The organism is Flavobacterium ginsengisoli (assembly GCF_029625315.1).
GTDB lineage: Bacteria > Bacteroidota > Bacteroidia > Flavobacteriales > Flavobacteriaceae > Flavobacterium > Flavobacterium ginsengisoli.
Genome location: NZ_CP121110.1, coordinates 1007682 through 1034195 on the forward strand (window position 1 = coordinate 1007682; position 26514 = coordinate 1034195).

Below are 26514 nucleotides of genomic sequence, written 5' to 3' on the forward strand. Positions count from 1 at the left end.
TGCGAATTTCAGAAATTATTACTTAAAATCATATTTACTAAAAAGAAAAATATCAAAAGTCAAAAAACAAAAATTAAAACGATAGCAAAGAAAAAAACTCATAATTCATAATTCATAATTCACAATTGATGAATGTTTTCGTACTTTTGCTTTTGCTTTCATAAAGAAATTAAATGATCAGTATTACAGAAAAAACATTACAAGACTTACAATTTCCAACTGTATTAGAAACCATTTCAGATGGTTGCAACACCGACATTGGAAAAGAAAAGGCTTTACAAATAAAACCATTTAGAGATAAAGAAGAATTAATGCAAGCTTTGATGCAAACATCAGAGTATGTGTCTTCTTTTCAAAATAATAACGCAATTCCGAATCACGGATTTGATGCCATTACGCATGAAATTAAGTTTTTAGCAATCGAAGACAGTTTTCTTGAAGTAGGAAGTTTTAGAAAAATCGCTAACCTTTCAGCGACAACAAATGTCTTATTGAACTTCTTAAAAAAATTCGATGACTACTATCCGAATCTAAATGCAAGGGCTTCTAGAGTAGAACTAACAAAAGACATTATCTCTGCAATTGATGCAATAGTTGATAAATATGGAGAAATAAAAGACAATGCTTCTCCTGCTTTAGCCGGAATTCGTCAGAATATGAATTTGGTTCGCGGAAAAGTGAATCAAAGTTTTGGCGTGGCTTTAACTCAATACAATAGCTTGGGTTATTTGGACGATATTAAAGAAAGTTTCGTGCAAAACCGTAGAGTTTTAGCTGTTTTAGCTATGTATCGTCGTAAAGTAAAAGGCTCAATTTTAGGAAGTTCAAAAACTGGAAGTATCGCATACATTGAACCAGAAGCTACTTTAAAATATTCTAGAGAATTAGCTAATTTAGAATACGAAGAAAAAGAAGAAATAACGCGAATCTTAAAAAATTTATCGAATGTCATTCGTCCTTTTCTTCCTTTACTAGTTGAATATCAAGATTTTTTAAGTGATATTGATGTAGTTGCTGGAAAAGCTAAATATGCAAATCGCATTAATGGAATCCTGCCAACAATTACCGAAGAAAGAAGATTGTTCTTTAGAGAAGCGTATCATCCAATTTTGTATTTGAACAACAAACAAAAACAAGAAGTTACGCATCCGCAAACCATTGAGCTAAAACAAGAAAACAGAATTATTGTAATTTCTGGACCAAACGCTGGAGGAAAAACTATTTCCTTAAAAACGGTAGGTTTATTGCAATTAATGTTGCAATCTGGAATTTTGATTCCAGTTCATGAAAGAAGCGAAACTTTCTTATTTGATAGAATTTTAACAGATATCGGAGATAATCAATCTATTGAAAATCATCTAAGTACATATAGCTATAGATTAAAAAACATGAATTACTTTTTAAAGAAATGTAATAAGAAAACCATGTTTTTAATTGACGAATTTGGTACAGGTTCTGATCCTGAATTGGGTGGAGCTTTGGCTGAAATTTTCCTAGAAGAATTTTATCACCGTGAAGCTTTCGGAATTATCACAACGCATTATTCTAATTTGAAAATTTTAGCAAACGAATTGCCATATGCAACGAATGCGAATATGATGTTTGATGAAAAATCTTTAGAACCGATGTACAAACTGGCTTTGGGTCAGGCAGGAAGCTCATTTACGTTTGAAGTCGCTCAGAAAAATGGAATTCCGTTTGGATTGATTAATCGTGCGAAAAAGAAAATCGAAGTTGGAAAAGTTCGTTTTGATAAAACCATCGCAACACTTCAAAAAGAAAGATCGAAACTGGAAAAAACTTCTTTAAATTTAAAAGAAGAAGAAACCAGAGCGCGTGAAGAGAGTAAGAAGATGGAAAACATCAATACGAGAATTCAGCAAAAATTAGAAAGCTATCAAGAATTGTACGACAGTAATCAAAAGATAATTTACATTGGACAAAAAATTGATGATATTGCTGAAAAGTATTTTAACAACAAAAACAAAAAAGAACTTATTGGTGAATTTTTGAAAATAGTTGAGATTGAAAATTCAAAACGTAAAAAAGCAACTCCAAAAGAAACTAAAGAAAAAGTTGAAAAGCAAAAAGAAATTATTGCTGAAGTAAAGGTAAAAGTTGAAGAAATACGAAAAGAGAAAAAAGAGAAAAAACTTAAACCAGTTGTTGAAAAACCAAAACCGATTTTAAAAATTGGTGATCGAGTAAGAATGCTTGACGGGAGATCTGTTGGAAGTATAGATGCTATCGAAAAAAATAAAGCGACAGTAAATTATGGTATTTTTACTTCTAAAGTAAGTTTGGATGAATTGGAATTGGTAGAAGCAGTTAAGAAATAAGTTTTCAGTCCTTAAAAATTGGTAAAAAAAATAAAAATAAAAATAAAGCGATTTAAGGGACGATTTTTATTTTTACATAAAAGAACATTCCTATTTTTTAAAAATAGATTTAAACTAATTTACTGATGTCGTTTTTGATTTCTAAAATTTATTAAAAAACAAAAATCAATAGACATTATAAATACAAGCAAAAACATATTAATTCCTGTTTTATTTATTTCAATTAAGAATTGAAATATAAAACTTGAAATACAAATTATAAAATGGAAAGTCTTCCAAAAAATAAAAAAATAGTTCTTTTTGACGGAGTTTGTAATCTCTGCAGTTCCGCTGTACAGTTTATCATCAATAACGACAAAAAAGATATTTTTAGATTTGTTGCACTGCAGTCTGATTTAGGAATTTCTATCTGTAAACATTTAGGAATTAGCTTTTCTAAAATGGATAGTATTATTTTATACGATCCTGGAACAGCATATTTTTACAAATCTTCTGCAATTCTTGAAATCGCTAAAAACTTTGGAGGCATTTGGAAATTAACTCCTATTTTTAGAATTGTGCCAATTTTTGTAAGCGATAAAATTTATGATTATGTTGCAAAAAACAGATACAATTGGTACGGCAAAAAAGAAAGTTGCATGATTCCAACTCCAGAATTGAAATCTAAGTTTTTGTAGAAAATTCCAATGTAAAAATTCCAAATTCCAAAAAGTAAAACTTCAGTGAACGTAATATTGTCATTTCGACGAAGGAGAAATCTTCGTGAGAAACTCGACAAAGATTGGATTCTCGTTGCGGAGTTACTTGTGAAGATTTCTCCTTCGTCGAAATGACAAACTTAACGTAAAAACCTATAAAATATAAAAATCCCAAGCTCCGATAAATTTGGAATTTGGGATTTTTTATTTGAAATTTATTAAAAAAATTATCTAATTAATTTTCTATATTTCAAACGTTTAGGAGTTAAATCACCGCCAAGACGTTTCTTTTTGTTTTCTTCATAATCAGAGAAACTACCTTCGAAGAAATAAACTTCAGAATCTCCTTCGAAAGCTAAGATGTGTGTACAAATTCTATCTAAGAACCATCTGTCGTGAGAAATAATTACAGCACAACCTGCAAAATTTTCTAAACCTTCTTCAAGTGCACGAAGAGTATTTACATCAAGGTCATTCGTTGGCTCATCCAGTAAAAGTACGTTTCCTTCTTCTTTCAAAGTCATTGCCAAGTGCAAACGGTTACGCTCTCCACCAGAAAGCATTGAAACTTTTTTGTTTTGCTCGCCGCCCCCAAAATTAAAACGAGATAAATAAGCTCTAGAATTTACTTGCTTTCCTCCCATCATAATCAATTCTTGACCATCTGCAAAGTTTTCCCAGATTGATTTATTTGGATCAATGTTCGAGTGTGACTGATCTACATAAGCAATTTTTACTGTGTCTCCAACAGAAAATTCTCCACTATCAGTAGCTTGTTCGCCCATGATCATTTTGAAAATAGTCGATTTACCAGCACCGTTTGGTCCTATAATTCCAACAATACCAGCTTGAGGCAAAGTAAAATTCAAATTATCATATAATAATTTATCACCAAAAGCTTTTGCAACATTTTTAGCTTCAATAACATTTGTTCCTAAACGTGGTCCATTTGGAATGTAGATCTCTAATTTTTCGTCTAGTTGTTTTTGATCTTCGTTTAATAATTTGTCGTAGTTCTGTAAACGTGCTTTTTGTTTTGTCTGACGACCTTTTGCTCCTTGACGAACCCACTCCAACTCACGCTCTAAAGTTTTTCTACGTTTAGAAGCCACTTTTTCTTCTTGAGCCAAACGGTTTGATTTTTGATCCAACCAAGAAGAATAATTTCCTTTCCAAGGAATACCTTCTCCTCTATCTAGTTCTAAAATCCATCCAGCAACATTATCTAAGAAATAACGGTCGTGTGTTACTGCAATTACAGTTCCAGAATATTGTGCTAAGTGTTGCTCTAACCAAAGAACTGACTCAGCATCAAGGTGGTTGGTTGGCTCATCCAATAGCAATACATCTGGTTGTTGCAATAACAAACGGCATAAAGCTACACGACGACGCTCACCTCCTGAAAGGTTTTTAATTGGCGTATCTCCTTCTGGAGTACGCAATGCATCCATTGCGATTTCTAATTTTGTATCGATTTCCCAAGCGCCAAGAGCATCAATTTTGTCTTGCAATGCTGCTTGACGGTCCATCAATTTATCCATTTTGTCTTGATCTTCGTAATATTCTGGAAGACCGAACAAATCATTGATTTGATTGTATTCTTCTAAAACTGCCATAGTTTCGGCTGCTCCTTCACGAACAATTTCGATAACTGTTTTAGAATCGTCAAGAATTGGTTCTTGCTCTAAATATCCTACTGTATAACCAGGCTGGAATACTACATCTCCTTGGTAGTTTTTATCAACTCCAGCAATAATTTTTAAAAGTGAAGATTTACCAGAACCATTAAGTCCCAAAATACCAATCTTAGCTCCGTAGAAGAAACTAAGGTAAATATTCTTAAGAACTGGTTTGTCTGCTCCTTGATAGGTTTTACTCAATTTCTGCATTGAGAAAATTACTTTCTTATCGTCTGACATTTTTTATTTTTTATTATATTATTTATTTTTTTTGAATTCTGACATCTTAAACTCTACCTTTCAGAGCATTGAAAACCCAAGCATTAGCAAGGAAACCTACTCCAACAGCACCAAATCCCCAACCTGAAACATCGCTGTATCTAAAGATTCCAAGACCTATAAGCAAAAATCCCATAAGTACCATTATTAAAGTGGCCCATCCTAAAATGGTGTTTTTATTCATTCCCATAATTATGTAAATATTAATAGTGTCAAATTTTTAGAAAGGCAAATATCGTGAATTTTAATGGCTTAATTAAATATTTTATAAAGCATTTCTTTTAACAAATCTGATTGAGGTAAAGCATTAGCACCCACACCTTTACTTTTAATATCAATATCGCGTAAAGCGCCAACAATCTGACTTACTTTTCTCATTGGATAATTTTTGACCGCCAAATCATATTCTTTTAAAAAATACGGATTTACTCCAAGTACCGATGCAACGTTTTTAGGATTTTTATCTTTTAATCCATGATACTTTAGAAGCTGAACAAAAAAGCCAAATACCAAACCTGTAGTCATAACTAAAGGATATTCTTTAGGATTATGAGCAAAGTTTTCTGCTATCTTATAAGCTTTCAATTGATTTCGTTCTCCAATTGCTTTTCGAAGTTCAAATACATTATAATCTTTGCTAAAACCAATATTTTCTTCAATGTGTTCTGCTGTGATCATAGTGCCTTTCGGTAAAATAATCTGCAGTTTTTCTAGCTCATTATTGATTTTACTCAAATCTGTACCTAAAAATTCAACTAACATGGCATTAGCTTTTGGATCAATGGTGTATTTTTTTCCAGCTAAAACACGCTTTATCCAATCTCCTACCTGATTTTCATATAATTTTTTACTTTCGTAAACAACGCCCTTCTGTCCTAATAGTTTGGTAACTTTTTTACGTTTATCTAGTGTCTTATATTTATAGCAAATAACCAAAACGGTAGTTTGCATTGGATTCTCTACATACGATTCGATTTTATCAATTGTTCTTGATAAATCCTGCGCTTCTTTCACTATAACAACTTGACGTTCAGCCATCATAGGATAGCGCTTGGCCGTTGAAACAATATCATCTACAGAAACATCTCTTCCATATAAAACTGTTTGATTAAAGCCTTTTTCTTCTTCAGCTAAAACATTCTGTTCAATATATTCCGATAACTTATCTATATAATAAGGTTCTTCACCCATTAAAAAATAAATCGGTTTAATATCTCCGGCTTTGATATCGTTAACAATTTTTACTACTTCGTCCATTTATACTTGTTTCAAGTTTAAAGTTTCAAGTTACTTTGAAACAAAAAACTATTTTATATTTTTGCTTTATGCTTAAACTTAATTTCCCTGCTTATAGTTTCCGATTCAAAAATAGCGAAAATAAAGTGTCTATTTTTGATGAAATCAGGAAAAAATTTATAATTCTTACGCCAGAAGAATGGGTTCGACAGCACGTTGTTCATTTTTTAATGCACGAAAAAAAATATCCAAAATCGCTTATCAACGTAGAGAAAGTTTTAACTGTCAACGGATTACGAAAACGATACGATGTTGTTGTATTTAACCCTAATGGCTCTATACATATATTAGTAGAGTGCAAAGCACCAGAAGTTAAAATCTCTCAGGCAACTTTTGATCAGATTGCCCGTTACAATATGACAATGCAGGCACGGTTTTTGAATGTGACAAACGGACTAAACCATTTTTATTGTCAAATGGATTTTGAAAACGAGAAATATGAGTTTTTAAGAAGCCTTCCTGACTATAAAGAAAATCATTAACAAAGAATAAATAATTGAGTACTTTTGGATAAAATAGCAGTTGTCATTTTAAATTGGAACGGAGTAAAATTGCTAGAGCAATTTTTACCATCTGTTATTCAGTATTCAGAAGGAGCAACAATTTATGTTGCAGACAATGATTCTACTGATAACTCTATTGCATTTATTGCAGAACAATTTCCAACCGTAAAAATTGTAAAAAACTCAGGCAATCATGGCTTTGCAAAAGGCTACAATGATGCTTTACAACATATTGATGCAGAAATATATGCATTAGTAAATTCAGATATTGAAGTCACAGAAAACTGGCTTCAACCCATTCTTGACACTTTTGAAAAAGAACATCAAACTGCTATTATTCAGCCAAAAATTCTGGATTTTAAAAATAAAGAATATTTTGAATATGCAGGTGCTGCGGGCGGTTTTATTGATAAATACGGGTTCCCTTTCTGTAGGGGAAGAATATTCGACACAATCGAAAAAGACAATGGACAATACGATACCAATATCGAATTATTTTGGGCATCAGGCGCTTGTTTTTTCATTAGGAAAAATATTTTTCATGAATTAGAAGGTTTTGACGAAAGTTTCTTTGCACATCAAGAAGAAATAGATTTATGTTGGCGTGCTTGCTAATGAAGGCCATGTTATAAAATATAATTATCAGTCTGTTGTTTACCATGTTGGTGGCGCAACATTACAACAAGGAAATCCTAAAAAAACTTATTTGAATTTTAGAAATTCATTGTTAATGCTAGTTAAAAATCTTCCTTCAAAGGGTTTATTTTTTGTGATTTTTTTCCGCATGGTTTTAGATGGAATTGCTGGCGTACGCTTTTTAATACAAGGCAAGTTTGGACATACTTTTGCCATTTTAAAGGCGCATTTTTCATTTTATTGCCTATCTTTAAAACACTTAAAAAAGCGAAAAGATTTTCAATTACAGCAATACTATACAGTAAAAAGCATCGTTTTCCTTTATTATATCAAGAAATTGACCTTATTTAAAGAAATCTTTAACAGTATTCAAAATATTAAAAACTAAATTTGTAATCAAGTCTAATTAAAATTAAATTTATGAGAAAAATAGTTATCGCACTATCAGTATTAATGGCCCTGACATCTTGTGTTTCTAAAAAGAAATATGCAGAGTTAGAAGCTAAAAACAAAGAGACTCAAGATTTGTTAAACTCATGTACTGTAAAATTAAATTCGTGCTTAGAAGAAAAAGCTGGATTAGCTTGCAACAGCTGAAAGCTACAAACAACATAATCAAGATCTAATTAATAGTTCTAAAGATTTAACTATCTTAACTACTAAAGGTGCTGAAAACCTTGAAAAATCTCTTGAAAGTTTAAAAGAAAAAGATTTGAAAATCTCTAGACTTCAAGATGCTTTAACTAAAAAAGACAGTGTTACTTTAGCATTAGTTACAAGTTTAAAAGGTGCAGTTGGAATCAACGATCCAGACATCGAAATCAATGTTGAAAAAGGAGTTGTATTTATCTCTATCGCTGACAAATTATTATTCAAAAGCGGAAGCTATGATGTAAGTGATAAAGCTAAAACTGTTTTAGCTAAAGTTGCAAAAGTTGTAAACGACAAACCTGACTTTGAGTGTATGGTTGAAGGACACACTGATGATGTACCTTACAAAAGCAACGGAATTATCTTAGACAACTGGGATTTAAGTGTTAAACGTTCTACTTCTATCGTTCGTGTATTGACAAACGATCTTGGAGTTAACCCAGCTAAATTAATTGCTGCAGGTAGAAGCTCTTATGTACCATTAGTAGCTAACGATTCTCCTGAGAACAAAGCTCGTAACAGAAGAACTCGTATCGTAGTTATGCCAAAAATCGATCAATTCTATGATATGATTGAAAAAGAAATGAAGAAACAACAAAAATAATTAGAGTTTCACATACTTATAATACAGAAAAAGCAGGTCAATAGACCTGCTTTTATGTATCCTTAATTTTTTTAATAACCAATTAAATATAAATCAAGAATAGCATTATTTTTAAGTAACTAACTAAATTTTAACATAATAAAGTTACTCATAATTTCTATACTTTTATACTTTTAGTGTATTTTTTTACAAAATACCAATATCTCCCTTACCTTCTCTGACGATAACTGGCTCATGCTCAGAAAGATCTATAATTGTAGATCCTATGTTATCTCCATAACCACCATCTATCACAAGATCTACAAGATTTTGCCATTTTTCAAAAATCAATTCTGGATCGGTAGTATATTCTATAACATCGTCTTCATCACGAATAGAAGTTGAAACAACGGGATTTCCTAACTGACGAACAATCTCTAGGATGATATTATTGTCAGGAACACGAATACCCACTGTAGTTTTCTTTTTAAATTCTTTAGGAAGATTATTATTTCCAGGCAAAATAAAAGTATATGGGCCTGGCAAAGCTCTCTTTAATATCTTAAAAGTCGATGTGTCTATCTGTCTCACATAGTCTGACAGATTACTTAAATCGCAACAAATAAATGAAAAGTTTGCCTTTTCTAATTTTACTCCTTTTATTCTAGCGATTTTTTCTAACGCTCTCGAATTGGTAATATCACAACCTAAACCATAAACAGTATCTGTCGGATAAATTACCAAACCACCATTCTGAAGCACTTTTACCACTTTTGCAATAGCAGCTTCACTAGGTTTATCTGGATATATTTTTATAAATTCTGCCATGCTTTTTTAGTTTATTTTGTTTTAAGTTTCAAGTTTCAGGTTGCTTCTTATAACGTGAAACCTGAAACTTGAAACAATGTTTTTTATCCTACAACATCTAATTTAGCAAATCTTAGCAACAATTTCTTGATTCCTCCAACTTCAAATCTAATTTCTGCTTTTCGATCTGCTCCAACACCTTCAAGATTTATTACCTCCCCTCTACCAAAACGTTCGTGCATTACAACATTTCCAACCGTCAATTTACTGTCAAATAAATTGGAGTTTCCACTGCTTGGTGCATTTCCAGAAACAGGTTTTAATTTTCGAATATTTAAATCTGGTTTCGGACTATTGTCTGTAATATGTTTAGGAGGAGTTCCTCCAACTGGTTTTGCTAATCGCAATTTTGATTTATCTACATCGCCAAAAATATCACCATCAATAGGAGATTTATAACGATAGTTTGTTTCTGCTGGCGTTAAATATTCTAAATATTGATCTTCAATTTCTTCAATAAAACGAGAAGGCTCACTATCAGTTAATTTCCCCCAACGATAACGAGAATTTGCATAAGTCAAGTACGCCTGATGTTCTGCACGAGTCAATGCCACATAAAATAATCGGCGTTCTTCTTCTAGTTCACTTCTCGTGCTCATACTCATAGCACTTGGGAACAAATCTTCTTCCATTCCGACTACAAACACGTGCGGAAACTCTAGTCCTTTTGCCAAGTGAATCGTCATTAAAGCTACACGATCTTCATCGTTGGTATCTTTATCTAAATCTGTCGCCAAAGCTACATCTTCCATAAACTCAGAAAGCGCACCTCTTGCTCCGTCTACTTCTCTCTGTCCTTCGGTAAAATCTTTAATACCGTTTAAAAGCTCTTCGATATTCTGAATTTTAGCCATTCCTTCTGGAGTAGCATCTTTTTTCAGTTCCTGAACCAAACCAGTTTTCTTTGCAACGTGATCTGTGATATAAAATGCATCCTGATTCTGATCGATAACCTGAAAACTCTGAATCATTGTTACAAAGTCTTTCAACTTATTTTTAGTACCTGCATTCAGTTTTAAATCGATTTTATCGATATTCACCATTACTTCCCAAATCGAACGCTTGTAATGATTGGTCGCAATAGTCAGCTTTTCAATTGTTGTATCCCCAATTCCACGAGCTGGATAATTGATAACGCGAATCAAAGCTTCCTCATCTTTCGGATTCAGAACTAAGCGCAAATAACATAAAACGTCTTTAATCTCCTTACGTTGATAAAAAGATAATCCGCCATAAATTCTATACGGAATATCACGTTTTCTTAAAGCATCTTCCATTGCACGAGATTGCGCATTGGTACGATACAAAATTGCAAAAGCACCATTATGCAATTGATTTTGCATTTTCTGTTCGAAAATTGTGCTCGCAACAAAACGCCCTTCTTCGGCATCAGTCAAACTTCTATGAACTTTAATTTTCGGTCCAAATTCATTTGCGGTCCAAACCACTTTATCCAGTTTGGTTTTATTGTGTTCCATTACAGTATTTGCGGCTTCAACAATATTTCGAGTTGAACGATAATTCTGCTCTAAACGAAACATAACTACACCTTCGTAATCCTTTTGGAAATTCAAAATATTATTAATATTCGCTCCACGGAAAGCATAAATACTCTGAGCATCATCTCCTACTACACAAATATTCTGAAATCTATCAGATAAAGCCCTAACAATCAAATACTGAGAGTGATTAGTATCTTGGTACTCATCAACCAATATATAACGGAAACGATCTTGATACTTAGCTAAAACTTCTGGGAACCTAGTAAGTAATTCATTGGTTTTCAATAACAAATCATCAAAATCCATTGCGCCTGCCTTAAAACAGCGATCTACATACTGCTGATAAATTTCACCCAATCTTGGTCTTTTCGCCATTGCATCAGCTTCAACCAACTCTGGATTATTAAAATATGCTTTTACCGTAATCAAGTTATTCTTATATCCAGATATACGTCCTAAAACCTGTTTTGGTTTGTAAACATCACGATCAAGTCTGCATTTCTTTGATAATCGAAGAAATTAATCTAGCGGAATCTTGAGAATCATAAATGGTAAAATTGGAAGGATATCCCAAATGATCCGATTCAGCACGAAGAATACGCGCAAAAATCGAGTGAAAAGTTCCCATCCAAAGATTTTTCGCTTCAGATGCGCCCACAATATCCGAAATCCTGTGTTTCATCTCGCGAGTCGCTTTATTAGTAAAAGTTAGCGACAAAATATTGAAAGAATCAATACCTTGAGCCATCAAATACGCAATCCTAATTGTCAAAACACGTGTTTTTCCCGAACCTGCACCAGCAATAATAATCATTGGCCCGTCTTTCTTTAAAACAGGCGCCCTTTGCGCTTCGTTGAGCTGGTCAATATATTTCTGCATGTAATTTTCTCCTTTTATGCAAAATTAAGAATTTAAAAAGAAAGTTCCTAAGATGCTTTTGAAAGGTTCTAAGTAGCTAAGATTCTGAGATACTAAGTTTTTTTTCGAAGCCAAACAAAGGGCATTTATTTCAGACATGGGTTCCCGCTTTCGGCTATATCTCTCCGCTACGCTACGAGGATACCGCCTCAATCGGGGCTAGATTCAAACAATTGTTTTAAATAAAAAAGAAAGAAAATTCTTTAATTATTTTATATTTGTAAAACTTAAACGGTAATAAATGACTGTAAAATTAACAGAAAACGCTGAAAAGACATTTTCCCAAATTATAAATAAATATAGTTATCTTAAGGCCAGTAAATTTTCAAATCAAACTATCTCAACAATAGAAATAATTGTACAAAATAATCACATTGGTACAAAATATAAAAAAACTTCTTTCCGAAAGTCTCTAATATCTAATCAGGTATATTTGTTTTATACAGTTGAAAAACAAACTATATATATTGTTCTATTTTGGGATAATAAAAGAAATCCTTTAGAATTAGACGTTATACTTAGCTCTTAACTTTTGTTTAAAATCTTCAAAATCAATTGTTCTTCCTGCCCTTATATCTTCTTCACTTTTTTGAAGTTCCTGCATTAAAATTTCTTCAGGAAAAAGCAAAGAAGTAATTAGCTTTACTTCTTGATGCGTAAAGCTTTTTGATTTTAATTTTCTATAATAGGTTGCATGTTTTAAACCTAATTTTTGAATAAAAAACTCAGCTTTATAATAAGATTTACCTATTAATTCTGGCGACGAATTAATATAGTTCTCATAATTTTCAACTATTTCTATCATTATAAAAAATTAAAATTCTCAAATAATGATACAAAAATAATCATTTTATAATTATAAAGATCAACTTTATAATATAATTATAAAAATAAAACTTAGTATATCAGAACCTTAGCAACTTAGAATCTCATTTAAAAAACACATCGTAAGCAAATCGGATCAACGTTCCGACAACTACAATTAAAAAGAAAATTCTAATAAAACCGTTTCCTTTATTGATGGCAAGTTTTGCGCCAAGCCATCCACCAAGTCCATTACTTATTGCCATCGGGATTGCAATTGCCCAAATGATTTTTCCTTTAATCATAAACAGGCAAATTGAACCGAAATTGGTCGCTAAATTTACCATTTTAGCATTCGCGGAAGCATGAAGAAAATCGAAACCTAGAAGCGCAATGAAAGCCACTACAAAAAAACTTCCTGTGCCAGGCCCAATAAATCCGTCATAAAATCCAACAATCATACTTATCACAACTGCGTAAAATATTTGTCTTGCAGGAGAATGGTCTTTTTCTTCATGCTTGCCCAAAATTTTTCTTAGCATAAGTATATACAAACAACAAGGACAAAACCACCAATAAAAGCGGTTTCATAAAATCATTGCTGACCATAGTTAAAACTGTCGAACCTAAAAATGCTGATGGAACTGCCAAACACATCATGATAATTAAAACTTTCCACTGAATAACAACTTTTTTTAAATATTGAAAAGCTGCAAAAGCAGTTCCGCTAAAAGCTGGAATTTTCAAAGTACCAATTACAGTCGAAACAGGAAGATTTGGCAATAAAATTAATCCCATCGGTGTCTGGATTAATCCGCCGCCGCCTACAATTGCATCAATAAATCCTGCGGCAAAAGCGGCCAAACAAAGAAAAAATAGTAGATATAAATCCATTAAAAATACATTTCAGTCACGTTAAAACAAGTTGTAAAAATACATCTTCCTTTTTGTTTATTACCATAAATTTAAAGTTGATTTCTCATCAAAAAGTATATTTTTGCTAAAAAATTAACCCAATGGATTTTACAAGAATTATAGAATTAGCCAGTTATACTTTACCTGCAATTGTTACTGGATTTGTTGCATACAGTTTTTTTGAACTGCATATTAAAAACAACGATAAAAAACGTGCTTTTTTATTAAACAAACAGGCACACAAAGAGTCGTTGCCAATACGTTTGCAAGCTTACGAACGTATGACTTTATTTTTAGAGCGTATTAACTTGACAAAATTGCTAATCAGAATTTCTCCTATTTCTCAAAACAAACACGATTACGAAAATTACCTAATCGACCAAATCGAACATGAATTTGAACATAATTTAACTCAACAGATTTATATGTCTGAAGAATGCTGGACAATCATTTCAACTGCAAAGAACGCAACAATCCAAATGATTCGTAAAGCGGCAATGAGCGATAAAGTTGAAGATGCTGATAAGCTTCGTGAAGTAATCTTGAATGATTTATTAGAAAAACAATCTCCAAGCAATGCTGCGTTAGGATTTATTAAAAATGAGGTAGCTGAACTTTGGTACTAAAACTTTAGATAGATTTTAAAATTGTCTGGGTCCAATTTTCATCTGTTTCAGAAATAATTATGGTTTTAAATCCATATTTTTCTCCTTCCAGATTCACACCTTGTGAATCATCTATATGGATATCAATATGAAACATAGGAGGAAATTTAGAACAATTGAAATCTAAATTCTTAATTTTTCTTTGGTGTTTCTGCTGATTTATGATGTAATCAACAGAAACACCATAAATATAAAATGTCCATTTAATTCTTAGAACACTTCTGTAAGAAGTGGTATAAATATAAATTTTATGCTTTTCATTTTTTAATTTTTTGAATAAATCAACAGTACCTAAACGAATACATTCAAGACCAAATAATCGCTGAAATAAAATTGGCTTTTCTAATTTGAATTTATTTTTGGAAATAAGCGTATCATCCAAGTCAAACGAAATTATCATAGAGCATTTTTTACATCTTCCTATTATCACTCATAACTTCAGATTTATTCTGCGCATATTCGTAACCTTGCTCCCACCATTCTTTCATCACTTCTTTATTAAAAATCAGCGCGTTATCTGTTAATTTTATTGGAGTGTAATATAAATTAAGTTTTACATCTTTAGTGTTTGCCATAAGTTTTCCTATAGCAATATCGTGTTTTTCGACTTGATCTAAAGCAATTCTGAACAAATCGATCATTAATGAAAACGGATTTTTTCCAATTACTGTTTTAGTGGTATTAACTTCTGTTTCCAATACAATCACATCTATTTCTGTCGCCCCACGGTTAATAGCTTCACGAATTGGAACCAAACTAGAAAATCCACCATCACCATATTCAAAGTTGTTTTTCTCAACCAAACTCATAAACGGAACATAATTACTCGAGATCCAAGACCATTCGCAAAACTCTTCATATGTGCAATCTTTTGCCAATTTGTATTCTGATTCGTTTGTGGTAAAATTGGTTACCGTTACGACAACATCTGTCTTAAGTTTTTTTAGTTTATTAAAATCGGAAAGAGAAAAATTATTCTGAATATATTTCTTTAAACCTTTACTTTCTCCAAAAGTTCGTTTTCCTTTAAAAAACTGACGTATTACATTAAAGTGATTAATTGTCACAATATCGACTCCGTCTTTGGTTTTTACCACAAACGGACAAATGTTGAAGATACTCGACATCGTAACATTGGTGTATACAGAATGTATTTTTTTGATATGACCGAGAGCTAAGTGCGGAATTAATAAACTTCCTGTAGAAGTTCCTATAAACAAATCGTATTCATGTTTTTTTTCTTCTATTAAATACTGGGCAACACCGCCAGCAAATGCGCCTTTACTGCCACCACCTGAAATAACCAATGCTCTCATAAATTGTAATGTAGGTTTTATTTTTTGGGATATTTTTTTTAGAGAATATAGAGAAAAGAAGCAAGAACCAAGATTATTTTTTAAATCTTTTACCTTAAATCTTGCTTCTTCCCTCTTTCCACTCTAATTTACTCTTTCAATAAACGATTTAATTGAAATTGCTCATCGGGTGTCAAATTAGGTAAAATTCTATTAAATGAAGCACGCATTTCAGGATTTTTTAACAGAAGTCTTATTGTATCTCTTCCAAATTTAGAAAACTGCCACATGTGATGTGTAGTAGCACTAACTAAATTACTCAAAACCTGATCGTTAATAATTTTAAAAGCAATCAATTTTTCTAAAGCATTTTGTCGTGTTGTAGCTTCATATTTTGTAGATGAAAATGCAATAAGTTCATTTGTCAAAGAATCTATATCACTATTGTAATTTGGCGTTGACAATACCAACGAAAGCCATAAAGTTCTTAAGTTATAATCGTTAAAACCGATCCATTTTTTAGATTTATCCAAATATTCTTTTCTATGATCGGGAAAGTTTCTCCACAGCCAATAAAGTGCTATTTCTTGGGTTTGATACGATTTATCATCCAAAAGCGTTTCGTAGTTTGTTCTAAAATCTTCTGGAATTTTAGTTAGAGATCCTGCTAAATTTTGACGAACATTAATATTATTAGTCTGCAGTGCTAAAAGCAAAAGAGGCTTTTTTCTTCGTATTTTTCATTTTCTAATTGATCAACAACAGCTTCTTTTACAGATTGATACACATCAGATTCTAAAGTACTTTTTAAGATATCTATTTTATCTTTTAAAGGTGTTTTTTTCAATTTATCGATTTCTAATCGCTTTTGAATTGTTTTGTTTTTACTCAATAATGCATTTGCAGTTGGAGTATCAAAAACAGTTGATTCTAGCCATGTTTTTTGGAATTTATCCAAATCAGAAACTTTTTTAATTTCATCGAAAAAATTCTGTGTATTTACCGTTTGATAAGCGTACTTATTCAGATAATTTTTAATTGCTTTTTTAAAGGCTTTATCTCCAATAGATTCATGTAACACAAACAATGCCCAAGCCCCTTTTTCGTAAAATGTAAGCGAACTTGCTTTTGCATTTAAAACTGGAATCGTGTCAGTACGAGACGCAAACTTTATTTGCTGTGCTGTATTGTATAGTTTAGAGTAAAAATAGTCATCTCCATAAATATCTTTTTCTGCAAGCAAAGCAAAATAAGTTGCAAATCCTTCCTGAAGCCAATGATGAGTGCTGCTTTCGGCTGTAATAAGATCTCCAAACCAATGATGTGCCAATTCGTGAGCATCTACATTTGTATAATTTCGATCACAAAAACCAATTGAATCTACTACATAACGTGTTGCAAAAAGTGTTGAAGTAGTATTTTCCATTCCGGCATATAAAAAGTCTCTAACTGGAATCTGTCTATTAATTTTCCAAGGATATTTTACACCAATTTCTTTTTCAAGGAAATCAAAAATTCGTTTCGAATAGCGATAAGTTGGTTCGAAACGATCAGCGTCTTTTGGTTCGTAATAATATTCTAAAGGTATTCTGCTTCTAGATTTAAATTCTCTTTTATCATATTTCCCAATCGCCAGCATCAACAAATACGAACTCATTGGTTTTTCCATTATAAACTGCCAATGATTTAGATTTCCGTTGTTTGTTTTTTCCTTTAAAACTCCATTAGAAACTACCTGATACTCTTTATCATAAGTAATTCCTAAATTAAAAACTAGCTTTTCATTGACATCATCAAAACTCGGAAACCAATTGCTAGTATATCTTCCTTGGCCTTGTGTCCAAATCTGCACTTCATCGTTTTCCATATCAACAAAATACAAGGCTTGTTTTGGTTTTACGCTATAATTAAAAGTTAGATGATTTTCTCCTTTTTTAAAAGGGAAAACCACTTTTAACTGTTTAGTGGTATTGATAAAAATGATTTCTTTTTCATTGATTTTCACATTCGAAAATTCCATGTTTTTAGCGTCAAGCGAAATAGTATCACAATCCTTTAAAACCTCAAATTGAAAATCGACAGCACCTGAAACTGTTTTTTCTTTTGAATTTAAAGACAATTGTCCTGAAACCGATTTAAAATCGACGAATTGTGTTTGTTGCGCAAAAAGAAAACTAGTGAATAATAAAAGAATGTATTTCATTGAAACGTATTTGAAGGCGAAATCCCAAAGTTACAAAGGTTTCCTTTACAAATAGAACGAATTTTGTAAGTTTACCATATAAAACTGCCAAATTGTGTCTACACCTCAAAAAGCCTTATTTAACTGGAGTAGCGGAAAAGATTCTGCTCTTGCTTTATATAAAATACTTCAAAATAAAGATTTTAAAATTGAATGTTTATTGACAAGCGTTAACAAGCAATATCAGCGTATTTCGATGCACGGAATTCGTCTTGAGTTATTGCAGAACCAAGCCGAAAGCATTGGAATTCCGTTAAAAATTCTTGAAGTTCCAGAAATGCCAACGATGGAAGTTTACGAACAAGTTATGACCAAAACTTTGACTGAGTTAAAACAAAACGGAATACGTTATTCTATTTTTGGAGATATTTTTTTGGAAGATTTGCGTGAGTATCGTGAAAATCAATTGGCCAAAATTGGACTTAACGGAGTTTTTCCAATTTGGAAAATTCCAACTCAAGACTTAATTCAGGAATTTATTTCGCTAGGCTTCAAAACCATTGTGGTTTGTGTCAACGAAAAATATCTAGACAAAAGTTTTGTCGGAAGAGTTATCGATCAAGATTTTATAAATGATTTGCCTGAAAATGTAGATGTTTGCGGAGAAAACGGTGAATTTCATACCTTTACTTTCGACGGTCCTATATTTTCAAAACCAATTGATTTTGAAATTGGTGAAATTGTGTATCGAAAATATGAAAAACCAGAAAAGGAAGATTCGTCTAACAAAGCCTGCGATACCAATGATGAAACCGCTTTTGATTTTGGATTTTGGTATTGTGATTTAATCAAAAAATAAATGAAGTTCTTGTATAATCTCATCTTTTTAATTCTAGTTTCTTTCTTTTTGCAAAGTCTGCTTAGTTAGCAGATGCAAAAGGCCCCAAATTAGTGGCTATGTTTACGATGCAGAAACAAAACAGCCTATCGAAAATTGTAAAGTTGGCGAGACTTCAAGTCAATCAAACGGTTATTTTTTATTAGCTGAAAAGCGTTATCGTCAATTTACACTTTTTGGTTTCGAAGCACCAACTTTGGCAGTGAATGAAGCGATTAAAAAAGAAGGTTACGAATCTCAAAATATTCAATTTATGCGACCTTTTGGCGGTGGCATGAAAAAAGGAGCTTTTTATAGCGCAGACACCATTTACATCAAGAAAAACATTTTAAAAACAAACTAACATGGCTTTTAAAGAAAATGATGAAGTAAAAAAAGTAGTATTCTTTTTGAAAGAAATTGGTATTGAAATTATTGAAAAAAAGCTTGGAGAAACCTTTTTACCTGGTTTAGATTTAGGACCTAATTGTATTTATATCGATTATGAAAAATTGCTATATCCAGGAGATATTTTACATGAAGCGGGTCATCTTGCGGTAACAATTCCTACGGAAAGAAAACTGGTTGGGTCAGATCAAATCTCTAAAGACTGGCCAACTCAAGGTGACGAGATTGCGGCTATTTTATGGTCGTACGCTGCATTGCATCATTTACAATTTCCTGCTGAATTTGTATTCCATCCACACGGGTATAAAGGGAGTTCTGAATGGTTTATCACAAATTTTACTTCGGGAAATTATATCGGATTGCCGCTTTTAGAATGGATGGAATTATGTCTTGGAAATGAAAAAGCTGAAAAAGAACAAAAAATGCCTTTTCCAGCTATGCAAAAATGGATTCGAGATTAACATTAAGTCGATTGATCGACAAAAGTTTTAAGGAACCATTTATTATCTTTCAATTCAAAAACATAGTCAATATAAATTCCGCTATCTAGCCCGCGCTCTTCAAGAGTAGCTTTGCTTTTCTTTACTGATAATGTACGTTTTAAATATTTCTCATCAGCCTTATTATTGAGACGAAGAACTTTATATTTCTCTTTTGTCATTGTGTAATCTAACAATTCAAAATCTTCATTGTTTGCCTTGTATTTTAAAGGAAAAATAACTCTGCTGATTTGAAACTTTTGATCTTCATTGAATTTTTTAAAGAAGACATTAAAATCTTCTGCAACCGTTTTTGTATCCTGAGCGTAAATTGTAGAACTTAAACTCATTGCAAAAACAAACATTATAAAAAAATACTTTTTCATTATTCTTCGTACATTTTAAGCAAATTTGTAACTGTATTCCAGTTTCGAATTGTTGCTGTTACATTTAATTTTTTCTCGATGTATTTTTGATCAAAACGTGTTTTTCCTGCACCAACGGCATATTTAATAAAAATCCTATTTTCATCAATACTTGCTTCGTCTGGTTTAAACTGACTGATTTTCAAATCGTTTATACTTTCCTTTTTTAATGCCATTGAGACAAAAGCAACATAAAGTTTTTTTGTATCAAGATCTTTCTCTTTTAAGAATGCATTATTAGCAAAACAAGATTGCAGATTTTCTTTAGTGATCATTACAACAGGAACTTCATGACCAAAAACCTTAAAGATTTCCTGTTTGATCATAAAACCAACTTTTGAAGCTTCTTCTTCGCTGTCTACAAAGACATTACCAGATTGCAGATACGTTCGAACATTTAAAAAACCAAGATTCTCCAGCATTGCTTTCAAAGCTTCCATTTTCATCATATTATGTCCAGAAACATTAATGCCTCGTAAAAGCGCTAAATGTGTTTTCATTTCTTTCTAATTTTTATTCAAAGATAAAAAACACTATTCATCTTCTTCACTGATTTCAATGCCAAACTTTACTAAAAAGTCGTTAAACTTTTGTTTATACTTTCTTTGTGCCTCTTCTACAATTTCATCTGCATCTTCGTTAGATTCTATTGCTTCTAGATTAAATTGATTTTCAACCCAATCTTTAAATTCTTCTTTGTTTTCGCTTTCTTCATAATATTCCTCATCTTGATAGAAATACGCTTTATCAAAGTCAACAGAAATTTCAGTGTCAAGAGTCAGAAGCTGAATCAATTTCTTAGTATTTTCTGCCACAATATGAACGCCGCCTTCGTCTCCAAAAACTACAATTGGACAATTATTCAAATCTTCATCAATAAGCCAATATGCATACGAACTTCCTGAACCATTTGCACCCGCAAATTCGATAAAACTATTATAAAATTCTTCTTCCTCAGACCAAGTTTTTATTCCTGTTTTATCATTAGTAATAGTAAGCCCAAAACATTCAGAATACGTTTCTACTCCATATTCTTGTTCAAATTCATAGAGTTTTACTAAATCTTCGGGCAATTTATAATGACCAAATTGAACTGCAAATTCTTCTAATGAAAAACTGTTGTCATAGTCTGCATATTCTCTTTCATCTTCGTCGTCATTTTCGTCTTCGACTTCCGGAGTTGTTAATATTTCAAAAGTTTTCATGACAGCATTTTTTACGCAGAAAAATTCAATTCCTTGCGCATTTTCATCATTCATCCATTGGTATTTTGGATCTCCATTTTCATCAAGATATTCCAGAATAATCATAATTTCTTCATCATCATGGCACCATAAAGCACGCATTCTGATATTAAAACCATTCGAAATTTCTTCAGAAATCTGACTGTATTTTTTCCCTTCATAATCAAAAGGAACAAACAAATAAGTTATTCCCGAAATATGTCTAACGATTTTTCCGTTTTCCTTTAATTCCTCATTATCAGATAAAACTTCAATTATATTAATAAACTGATTACGGAAATCAGCATAAGAATATTTCTCTTTTTTATCGTAATCTAAAATTGAAAGTCCTTCTTTAAAAACATCTAAATAATTGTTTCCTAATATTTCGGTGCCATAACTTGAAAACTCAAGAAAAGCATCGTCTACAATATCTGACAGTTTATGCGTTGACGGTAAATAATTCTCAACAGTAATAATAGATCCGTCCGTGTCTTGAACATTACTGCAAATCAAAATATCGGGCCTTCCCGCACTTATAATTGCTTGAACATCTGTAAAACGTTCAAAATGAAGTAACATATCATCAGTATAAATTAACCACGCAATAAGATCTCCTTTTACAAAAAGCTCTCCATGATTATACTCTCCAACAAGTGTATCACACTGCAAACCGCCGCCTAAATAATGAACACTGCCAAACAAATTAATATTGACTGTAGTTGTTTTTCCTAAAACAATTAAAGCAGGAGAATTGTCTGTATCATAAGAACTAATCAATTTTGAAACCATTAGATTTCCTTTAAAAATAAATCCTAAGATGAAAATATGAGAATGTTCTTCCGTGCTAAAATCCATTTCAAATAAATCCATTTCTACATCGTCTTCTGCTAATAGAAATATAGGATTTTCTTCATAATCAGGAAAACGCCAAGTGTCTTCAAAAACATTATAAATTTTCTGATTTTTGAAATCGATTAAATCTCCAATAATATTGTGCGCTTCGTGTCGGTTAATTACTTTGAATGTAATACCAGAAAACACCATAGTTTCAAAAGGAACTTTTTCTTCTTTAATCATAATTTGGGCTTATAATTTAAATGTTTGAACAAATCTAGCAATTATCTTTTTTTATTAAAATTTTACTGACGATAAAAAAATAAAAACTCCGTTAAAAACGGAGCTTTAAAATTGAATTAGTAAGCATTTAAAAATTATTTCTTATCGTATACCAATAATGGTCCGTCACATATGCTCCAAGTACTATACAAACTTCCAATATCGTTAATAATATATAGATTCTCCTTTAACGCAGTACAAGAACCAATTATATCACTTTGAGCACTATAACTTAACTCAAACTTTGTTTGATCTGTCGTTTTCATTACAGAATAAGTTCCTGAAATGGTTGTAGTTTTTCCATCTCTTTTTCTTGTTTTAGAAAATGTGTTATTAGAATTAAAAATATAAGATTCCTCCCATTCTAAAATATCTATAGAATTTGCCGCAGGATTATTACTGCCCATTCTTATTAAAGTCCATTTACCAATATAACTTTCAGATGATTTGTCGTCGCTGTCAGAACAGGAAATAAGAGAAATGAGCATTACAATTAAAAGTCCATTTTTTTTCATATTTATAGTTTTTGATGGTTAACTATTAATAAGAGTTTACTTGCTTAAAATAGTTGCGCCTTTATTTTACAGCTTAACGATAACTTAATATTCAAAGACTTGAAAGCAACAATTCATTTTCAAAATTCCTAATTAAAATCTATCTTCGCTTTTCTAAATAAAAAAGAGTCAAAAAGAAAGAAATATTGAATATACTTTCTCTTTTTGCTTTCTTCTTAACTCTTTTATTCTTGGCTCTATAAAATCTAAATTTTCGAATGTCTAATAATCTTCTAGAAACTCCAATAGAATACTTAAAAGGTGTTGGTCCTAGTCGCGGCCAGTTACTTCGTAAGGAATTGGGTATTCATAAATATGGAGATTTAGTCAATCTTTTTCCAAATCGATATATTGACAGAACGCGTTATTACAAGATTAACGAATTGCAAAATACTGGTTCTGAAGTTCAGATTATTGGAAAAATCATTCATATTAAAACTGTTGAATTTGCCAAAAACAAAAAACGTCTAGTAGCGACTTTCGTTGATGATACTGGACAAATTGACTTAAACTGGTTTCAAGGCCATAAGTGGATTCGCGAAAGCTTAAAGCTAAATGAAACTTTGGTGATTTTTGGAAAATGTTCACTGTACGGAAGCCAATTTAGCATGGCGCATCCTGAAATTGAATTATTAAGCGAACACGAAAGAAGCTTACGCTCGGCTATGCAACCCGTTTATCCTTCAACAGAAACTTTGGCTAATAAAGGCATTTCAAATCGCACCATTAATAAAATGATGGAGCAACTTTTCTTGGAAACTCAGGCGCTTTTTACCGAAACCTTTCCTCCTTTTTTAATCGAAGAATTAAAACTGATTCCAAAACGTGCGGCATTATTTAATATTCATTTTCCGAAAAGCGCTGAAATTTTAGCGAAAGCACAGTTCAGATTGAAATTTGAAGAATTGTTTTTTATTCAGTTGCAATTAATTACTAAAAATCTTATTCGAAAACATAAAATAAAAGGACATCCATTTGACAAAGTGGGCGAACTTTTTAATGAATTTTATAAAAATCATTTGCCTTTTGATTTGACTAATGCTCAAAAAAGAGTGATTAAGGAAATCAGAACCGATATGGGAAGCAACGCTCAAATGAACCGTTTGCTTCAAGGAGATGTTGGCTCAGGAAAAACTATTGTTGCTTTTATGAGCATGCTTTTGGCAATTGACAATGGTTTTCAGGCTTGTCTAATGGCTCCTACAGAAATCTTGGCCAATCAGCATTTTCTTGGATTATCTGAATTTGCTAAAACGTTAAATATCAATATCCGAATATTAACGGGTTCTACCAAAACTTCTGAAAGAAAAATTATTCATGAAGAACTGGAAAACGGAGAACTTAAAATTTTGATCGGAACTCATGCCTTATTAGAAGATAAAGTAAAATTTCAAAATTTAGGCCTTTCTGTAATTGATGAACAGCATCGTTTTGGCGTAGAGCAAAGATCTAAACTGTGGAAGAAAAATGATATTCCGCCACACGTTTTAGTCATGACTGCCACTCCTATCCCGAGAACTTTGGCAATGAGCTTATATGGCGATTTGGATATTTCTGTTATTGATGAATTACCTCCGGGAAGAAAACCAATTCAGACCGTGCATCGTTTTGACAGCAATAGATTGAAAGTCTGGAAATTTCTTCGAGATGAAATTGCAAAAGGAAGACAGATCTATATCGTTTATCCGCTGATTCAGGAATCAGAAAAAATGGATTATAAGGATTTAATGGATGGTTACGAGAGTATTTCTCGCGATTTTCCACTTCCTCAATATTCAATTTCCATTCTTCACGGAAAAATGAAACCAGCTGATAAAGATTCTGAAATGAAGCGCTTTTCAGAAGGAAAAACCAATATTATGGTAGCTACAACGGTTATCGAAGTTGGCGTAAACGTACCAAACGCTAGTGTAATGATTATTGAAAGTGCCGAAAGATTTGGGCTTTCGCAATTGCACCAGCTGCGCGGACGTGTTGGTCGTGGCGCAGAACAAAGTTATTGTATCTTAATGACAGGACATAAATTAAGCTCTGATAGCAAAACCAGAATGGAAACAATGGTTCAGACCAATGATGGTTTCGAAATTGCCGAAGTAGATTTAAAACTTCGTGGTCCAGGCGACATGATGGGAACTCAGCAAAGCGGTGTTTTAAATCTTCAAATTGCAGATATCGTAAAAGATCGAGAAATTTTATCTCTGGCAAGAAATTATGCCATGAAAATCTTAAAAGAAGATTCTGCGCTTCAGAAACCTGAAAATGCTATTCTAAGAGCAATTTTCATTGAAATGACCAAGAAGAAGAATATTTGGAATTATATTAGCTAGATACTAAGACTCTAAGTTTCTAAGATTCTAAGACGCTAAGGTTCTAAAATCCTTAAAAAGAAAGGTTCAAAGGTTAATTAATTAACCTTTGAACCTTTCTACTTTTAATCTAAAAAACTTAGCATCTTCGAAACTTAGAACGTTAGCATCTTAAAAAAAAATACTTCATTGAGCCTCATATTCATGTGATTTAGTTTTGCTGGGGGAACAAATTTAAGGGGTGAATATTTTTTATCAGACACAATGAAGTATATAAGCTGTTGTTACTTTTTTGCGTCATTTTTCTTCTCAAAAAGACCACTAAATAAGCCTTTGCTAACTTTATTTTTATCATCCTTGCCTGTTGCAATCAAATGATCGATGTATTCCATGTAGGTTTTCTTTCTTTCTTCTAGAAAACCTACAAGATATTCTTCAGAAGCATGCAAACCACTGGTTTCTTCAATCTGCAAAAGCTTTTTGTACAAAGGCTCAATAAATTTCACGATAATATCATTTGGAACCGATTTTCTAGTTCCAAAGAAACCTACAATTTCACCATCTGTGTCCGCAACAATTTTAAAATCAGTTACTACCCAATAATAACGTCCAGTTTTTGCCATGTTTTTTATGATAACATGAATATTTTCACTGGATTTAATACTGTCCCATAAGAATTTAAAAATCACTTTAGGCATGTCTGGATGTCGCACAATATTGTGAGGCTGACCGACAAGTTCAAATTCATCATAACCAGAAACATCTATAAAGTCTTCATTGGCATATAAAATGGTTCCTTTTTTGTCAGTTTTACTAAGCAAGACTTTATTCTTATTCCAATCAACTTCTCTATCAGAAGGTGTCGGACGGTTTAATCTGGTATCCATAAATTTTACAATTAAATTAATCTACAGTTCAATTAAGTATATAAAATGAATCCTTAAACAATTCTCAATTTAATTCTATCTCCAAAAAAAGCAGAATATTTCTGATTTTACGAAAAACAGTTTCTAATTCATTTTCCAACCAATCTGGAATCTGATTGTTAACAGCGAGATTAAGATTATGAATGTCAGTCATAATCTGTATTAGTTTTTTATATTGAAAATCAAGATCGTAAACATGAGAATTACCTCTATAGTTTTTAAAAATTTCTCTTACTTCTATTTCAAATTCAGATTGAGCGCCAATTTTTTCGATTGAATTTAATGTAATGCTTTCATTCAAAAAATCATCAATAATTTTTTTTAGATTATGCAGCGTAGGAACTGCAGTTGGTAAATCATACTTAAACATATAACAGGCTTAAA

21 protein-coding genes and 5 pseudogenes are annotated in these 26514 nt (G+C 31.9%); 10 read left to right on the top strand and 16 right to left on the bottom strand.

Annotated features, from left to right (window positions below):
* Nucleotides 1-173 precede the first annotated feature (173 nt).
* Both P5P87_RS04490 and P5P87_RS04495 read left to right on the top strand, forming a co-directional pair.
* On the top strand, nucleotides 174-2339 hold the full coding sequence (locus P5P87_RS04490; protein ID WP_198855719.1) for an endonuclease MutS2: 2166 nt from the start codon (nucleotides 174-176) through the stop codon (nucleotides 2337-2339).
* Between the two features lie 263 nt (nucleotides 2340-2602).
* Nucleotides 2603-3016 (top strand): thiol-disulfide oxidoreductase DCC family protein, encoded by a 414-nt coding sequence (locus P5P87_RS04495; RefSeq protein WP_198855720.1) that lies wholly within the window; start codon nucleotides 2603-2605, stop codon nucleotides 3014-3016.
* Nucleotides 3017-3264: 248 nt separating this feature from the next.
* Here the strand turns inward: P5P87_RS04495 and ettA are convergent, their stop codons facing one another.
* The 3 genes from ettA to holA form a co-directional block, all read right to left on the bottom strand.
* Nucleotides 3265-4956 (bottom strand): energy-dependent translational throttle protein EttA, encoded by a 1692-nt coding sequence (gene ettA / locus P5P87_RS04500; RefSeq protein WP_198855721.1) that lies wholly within the window; start codon nucleotides 4954-4956, stop codon nucleotides 3265-3267.
* 46 nt (nucleotides 4957-5002) lie between these two features.
* Nucleotides 5003-5185 carry a CAL67264 family membrane protein gene (locus P5P87_RS04505; protein WP_198855722.1) on the bottom strand — a complete coding sequence of 61 codons (183 nt, stop codon included), beginning with the start codon at nucleotides 5183-5185 and terminating at the stop codon, nucleotides 5003-5005.
* A 62-nt stretch (nucleotides 5186-5247) separates the two neighbouring features.
* The gene (gene holA / locus P5P87_RS04510) at nucleotides 5248-6252 is read right to left on the bottom strand and encodes a DNA polymerase III subunit delta (RefSeq protein WP_198855723.1); all 1005 of its coding nucleotides are present in this window, start codon (nucleotides 6250-6252) and stop codon (nucleotides 5248-5250) included.
* Between the two features lie 68 nt (nucleotides 6253-6320).
* Between holA and P5P87_RS04515 the strand changes: the two genes are divergently transcribed.
* From P5P87_RS04515 to P5P87_RS04525, 3 genes and pseudogenes are all read left to right on the top strand, one after another.
* On the top strand, nucleotides 6321-6773 hold the full coding sequence (locus tag P5P87_RS04515; protein WP_198855724.1) for a type I restriction enzyme HsdR N-terminal domain-containing protein: 453 nt from the start codon (nucleotides 6321-6323) through the stop codon (nucleotides 6771-6773).
* Nucleotides 6774-6797: 24 nt separating this feature from the next.
* Nucleotides 6798-7818 (top strand): annotated as a pseudogene (locus P5P87_RS04520) (glycosyltransferase).
* A gap of 32 nt (nucleotides 7819-7850) precedes the next feature.
* Nucleotides 7851-8685: pseudogene (locus P5P87_RS04525) on the top strand (OmpA/MotB family protein).
* A gap of 186 nt (nucleotides 8686-8871) precedes the next feature.
* Here the strand turns inward: P5P87_RS04525 and P5P87_RS04530 are convergent.
* The 4 genes and pseudogenes from P5P87_RS04530 to P5P87_RS04545 form a co-directional block, all read right to left on the bottom strand.
* A complete protein-coding gene (locus tag P5P87_RS04530) occupies nucleotides 8872-9492 on the bottom strand; it encodes an L-threonylcarbamoyladenylate synthase (protein ID WP_198855727.1) in 621 nt (206 codons plus the stop codon).
* Between the two features lie 83 nt (nucleotides 9493-9575).
* Nucleotides 9576-11913 (bottom strand): annotated as a pseudogene (locus P5P87_RS04535) (ATP-dependent helicase).
* 544 nt (nucleotides 11914-12457) lie between these two features.
* Complete coding sequence (locus P5P87_RS04540; RefSeq protein ID WP_278021711.1) at nucleotides 12458-12757, bottom strand: hypothetical protein; 300 nt, start codon at nucleotides 12755-12757, stop codon at nucleotides 12458-12460.
* A 124-nt stretch (nucleotides 12758-12881) separates the two neighbouring features.
* Nucleotides 12882-13650 (bottom strand): annotated as a pseudogene (locus P5P87_RS04545) (sulfite exporter TauE/SafE family protein).
* 122 nt (nucleotides 13651-13772) lie between these two features.
* Here P5P87_RS04545 and P5P87_RS04550 point away from each other — a divergent pair.
* Nucleotides 13773-14297, top strand: a complete 525-nt coding sequence (locus P5P87_RS04550) for a DUF7935 family protein (RefSeq protein WP_278021712.1) — start codon at nucleotides 13773-13775, stop codon at nucleotides 14295-14297.
* 4 nt (nucleotides 14298-14301) lie between these two features.
* Here the strand turns inward: P5P87_RS04550 and P5P87_RS04555 are convergent, their stop codons facing one another.
* The 3 genes and pseudogenes from P5P87_RS04555 to P5P87_RS04565 all read right to left on the bottom strand — a co-directional run bounded on the left by P5P87_RS04555 (nucleotide 14302) and on the right by P5P87_RS04565 (nucleotide 17834).
* Nucleotides 14302-14736 carry a hypothetical protein gene (locus P5P87_RS04555; protein WP_278021713.1) on the bottom strand — a complete coding sequence of 145 codons (435 nt, stop codon included), beginning with the start codon at nucleotides 14734-14736 and terminating at the stop codon, nucleotides 14302-14304.
* Nucleotides 14737-14746: 10 nt separating this feature from the next.
* Nucleotides 14747-15652, bottom strand: coding sequence for a patatin-like phospholipase family protein (locus P5P87_RS04560; RefSeq protein WP_198855732.1), 906 nt, complete (start codon nucleotides 15650-15652; stop codon nucleotides 14747-14749).
* Nucleotides 15653-15780: 128 nt separating this feature from the next.
* Nucleotides 15781-17834, bottom strand: a pseudogene (locus P5P87_RS04565) (M1 family metallopeptidase).
* Between the two features lie 94 nt (nucleotides 17835-17928).
* Between P5P87_RS04565 and P5P87_RS04570 the strand changes: the two are divergent.
* From P5P87_RS04570 to P5P87_RS04580, 3 genes are all read left to right on the top strand, one after another.
* Entirely contained in the window at nucleotides 17929-18672 is a 744-nt protein-coding gene (locus P5P87_RS04570; protein ID WP_278021714.1) for a Dph6-related ATP pyrophosphatase, read from the top strand.
* A gap of 235 nt (nucleotides 18673-18907) precedes the next feature.
* Nucleotides 18908-19054, top strand: a complete 147-nt coding sequence (locus P5P87_RS04575) for a hypothetical protein (RefSeq protein WP_278021715.1) — start codon at nucleotides 18908-18910, stop codon at nucleotides 19052-19054.
* 1 nt (nucleotide 19055) lies between these two features.
* Nucleotides 19056-19559 carry a hypothetical protein gene (locus tag P5P87_RS04580; RefSeq protein ID WP_198855737.1) on the top strand — a complete coding sequence of 168 codons (504 nt, stop codon included), beginning with the start codon at nucleotides 19056-19058 and terminating at the stop codon, nucleotides 19557-19559.
* A gap of 2 nt (nucleotides 19560-19561) precedes the next feature.
* Here the strand turns inward: P5P87_RS04580 and P5P87_RS04585 are convergent, their stop codons facing one another.
* From P5P87_RS04585 to P5P87_RS04600, 4 genes are all read right to left on the bottom strand, one after another.
* Complete coding sequence (locus tag P5P87_RS04585; RefSeq protein ID WP_278021716.1) at nucleotides 19562-19963, bottom strand: DUF4348 domain-containing protein; 402 nt, start codon at nucleotides 19961-19963, stop codon at nucleotides 19562-19564.
* The gene (locus P5P87_RS04590; RefSeq protein ID WP_198855739.1) at nucleotides 19963-20502 is read right to left on the bottom strand and encodes a DUF1697 domain-containing protein; all 540 of its coding nucleotides are present in this window, start codon (nucleotides 20500-20502) and stop codon (nucleotides 19963-19965) included. Before P5P87_RS04590 ends, P5P87_RS04585 begins: the two co-directional genes overlap by 1 nt.
* Before the next feature lie 33 nt (nucleotides 20503-20535).
* Nucleotides 20536-22305 carry a hypothetical protein gene (locus P5P87_RS04595; protein ID WP_278021717.1) on the bottom strand — a complete coding sequence of 590 codons (1770 nt, stop codon included), beginning with the start codon at nucleotides 22303-22305 and terminating at the stop codon, nucleotides 20536-20538.
* Between the two features lie 134 nt (nucleotides 22306-22439).
* The gene (locus P5P87_RS04600; RefSeq protein WP_278021718.1) at nucleotides 22440-22859 is read right to left on the bottom strand and encodes a hypothetical protein; all 420 of its coding nucleotides are present in this window, start codon (nucleotides 22857-22859) and stop codon (nucleotides 22440-22442) included.
* A gap of 257 nt (nucleotides 22860-23116) precedes the next feature.
* Here P5P87_RS04600 and recG point away from each other — a divergent pair, with 257 nt between their 5' ends.
* Nucleotides 23117-25225, top strand: coding sequence for an ATP-dependent DNA helicase RecG (recG, locus tag P5P87_RS04605; RefSeq protein WP_278021719.1), 2109 nt, complete (start codon nucleotides 23117-23119; stop codon nucleotides 25223-25225).
* Between the two features lie 263 nt (nucleotides 25226-25488).
* Here the strand turns inward: recG and P5P87_RS04610 are convergent, their stop codons facing one another.
* Nucleotides 25489-26091: a PAS domain-containing protein gene (locus P5P87_RS04610; RefSeq protein WP_198855742.1), complete on the bottom strand. Its 603-nt coding sequence runs from the start codon at nucleotides 26089-26091 to the stop codon at nucleotides 25489-25491.
* A 64-nt stretch (nucleotides 26092-26155) separates the two neighbouring features.
* A complete protein-coding gene (locus P5P87_RS04615; RefSeq protein ID WP_278021720.1) occupies nucleotides 26156-26500 on the bottom strand; it encodes a hypothetical protein in 345 nt (114 codons plus the stop codon).
* Between the last annotated feature and the right edge of the window lie 14 nt (nucleotides 26501-26514).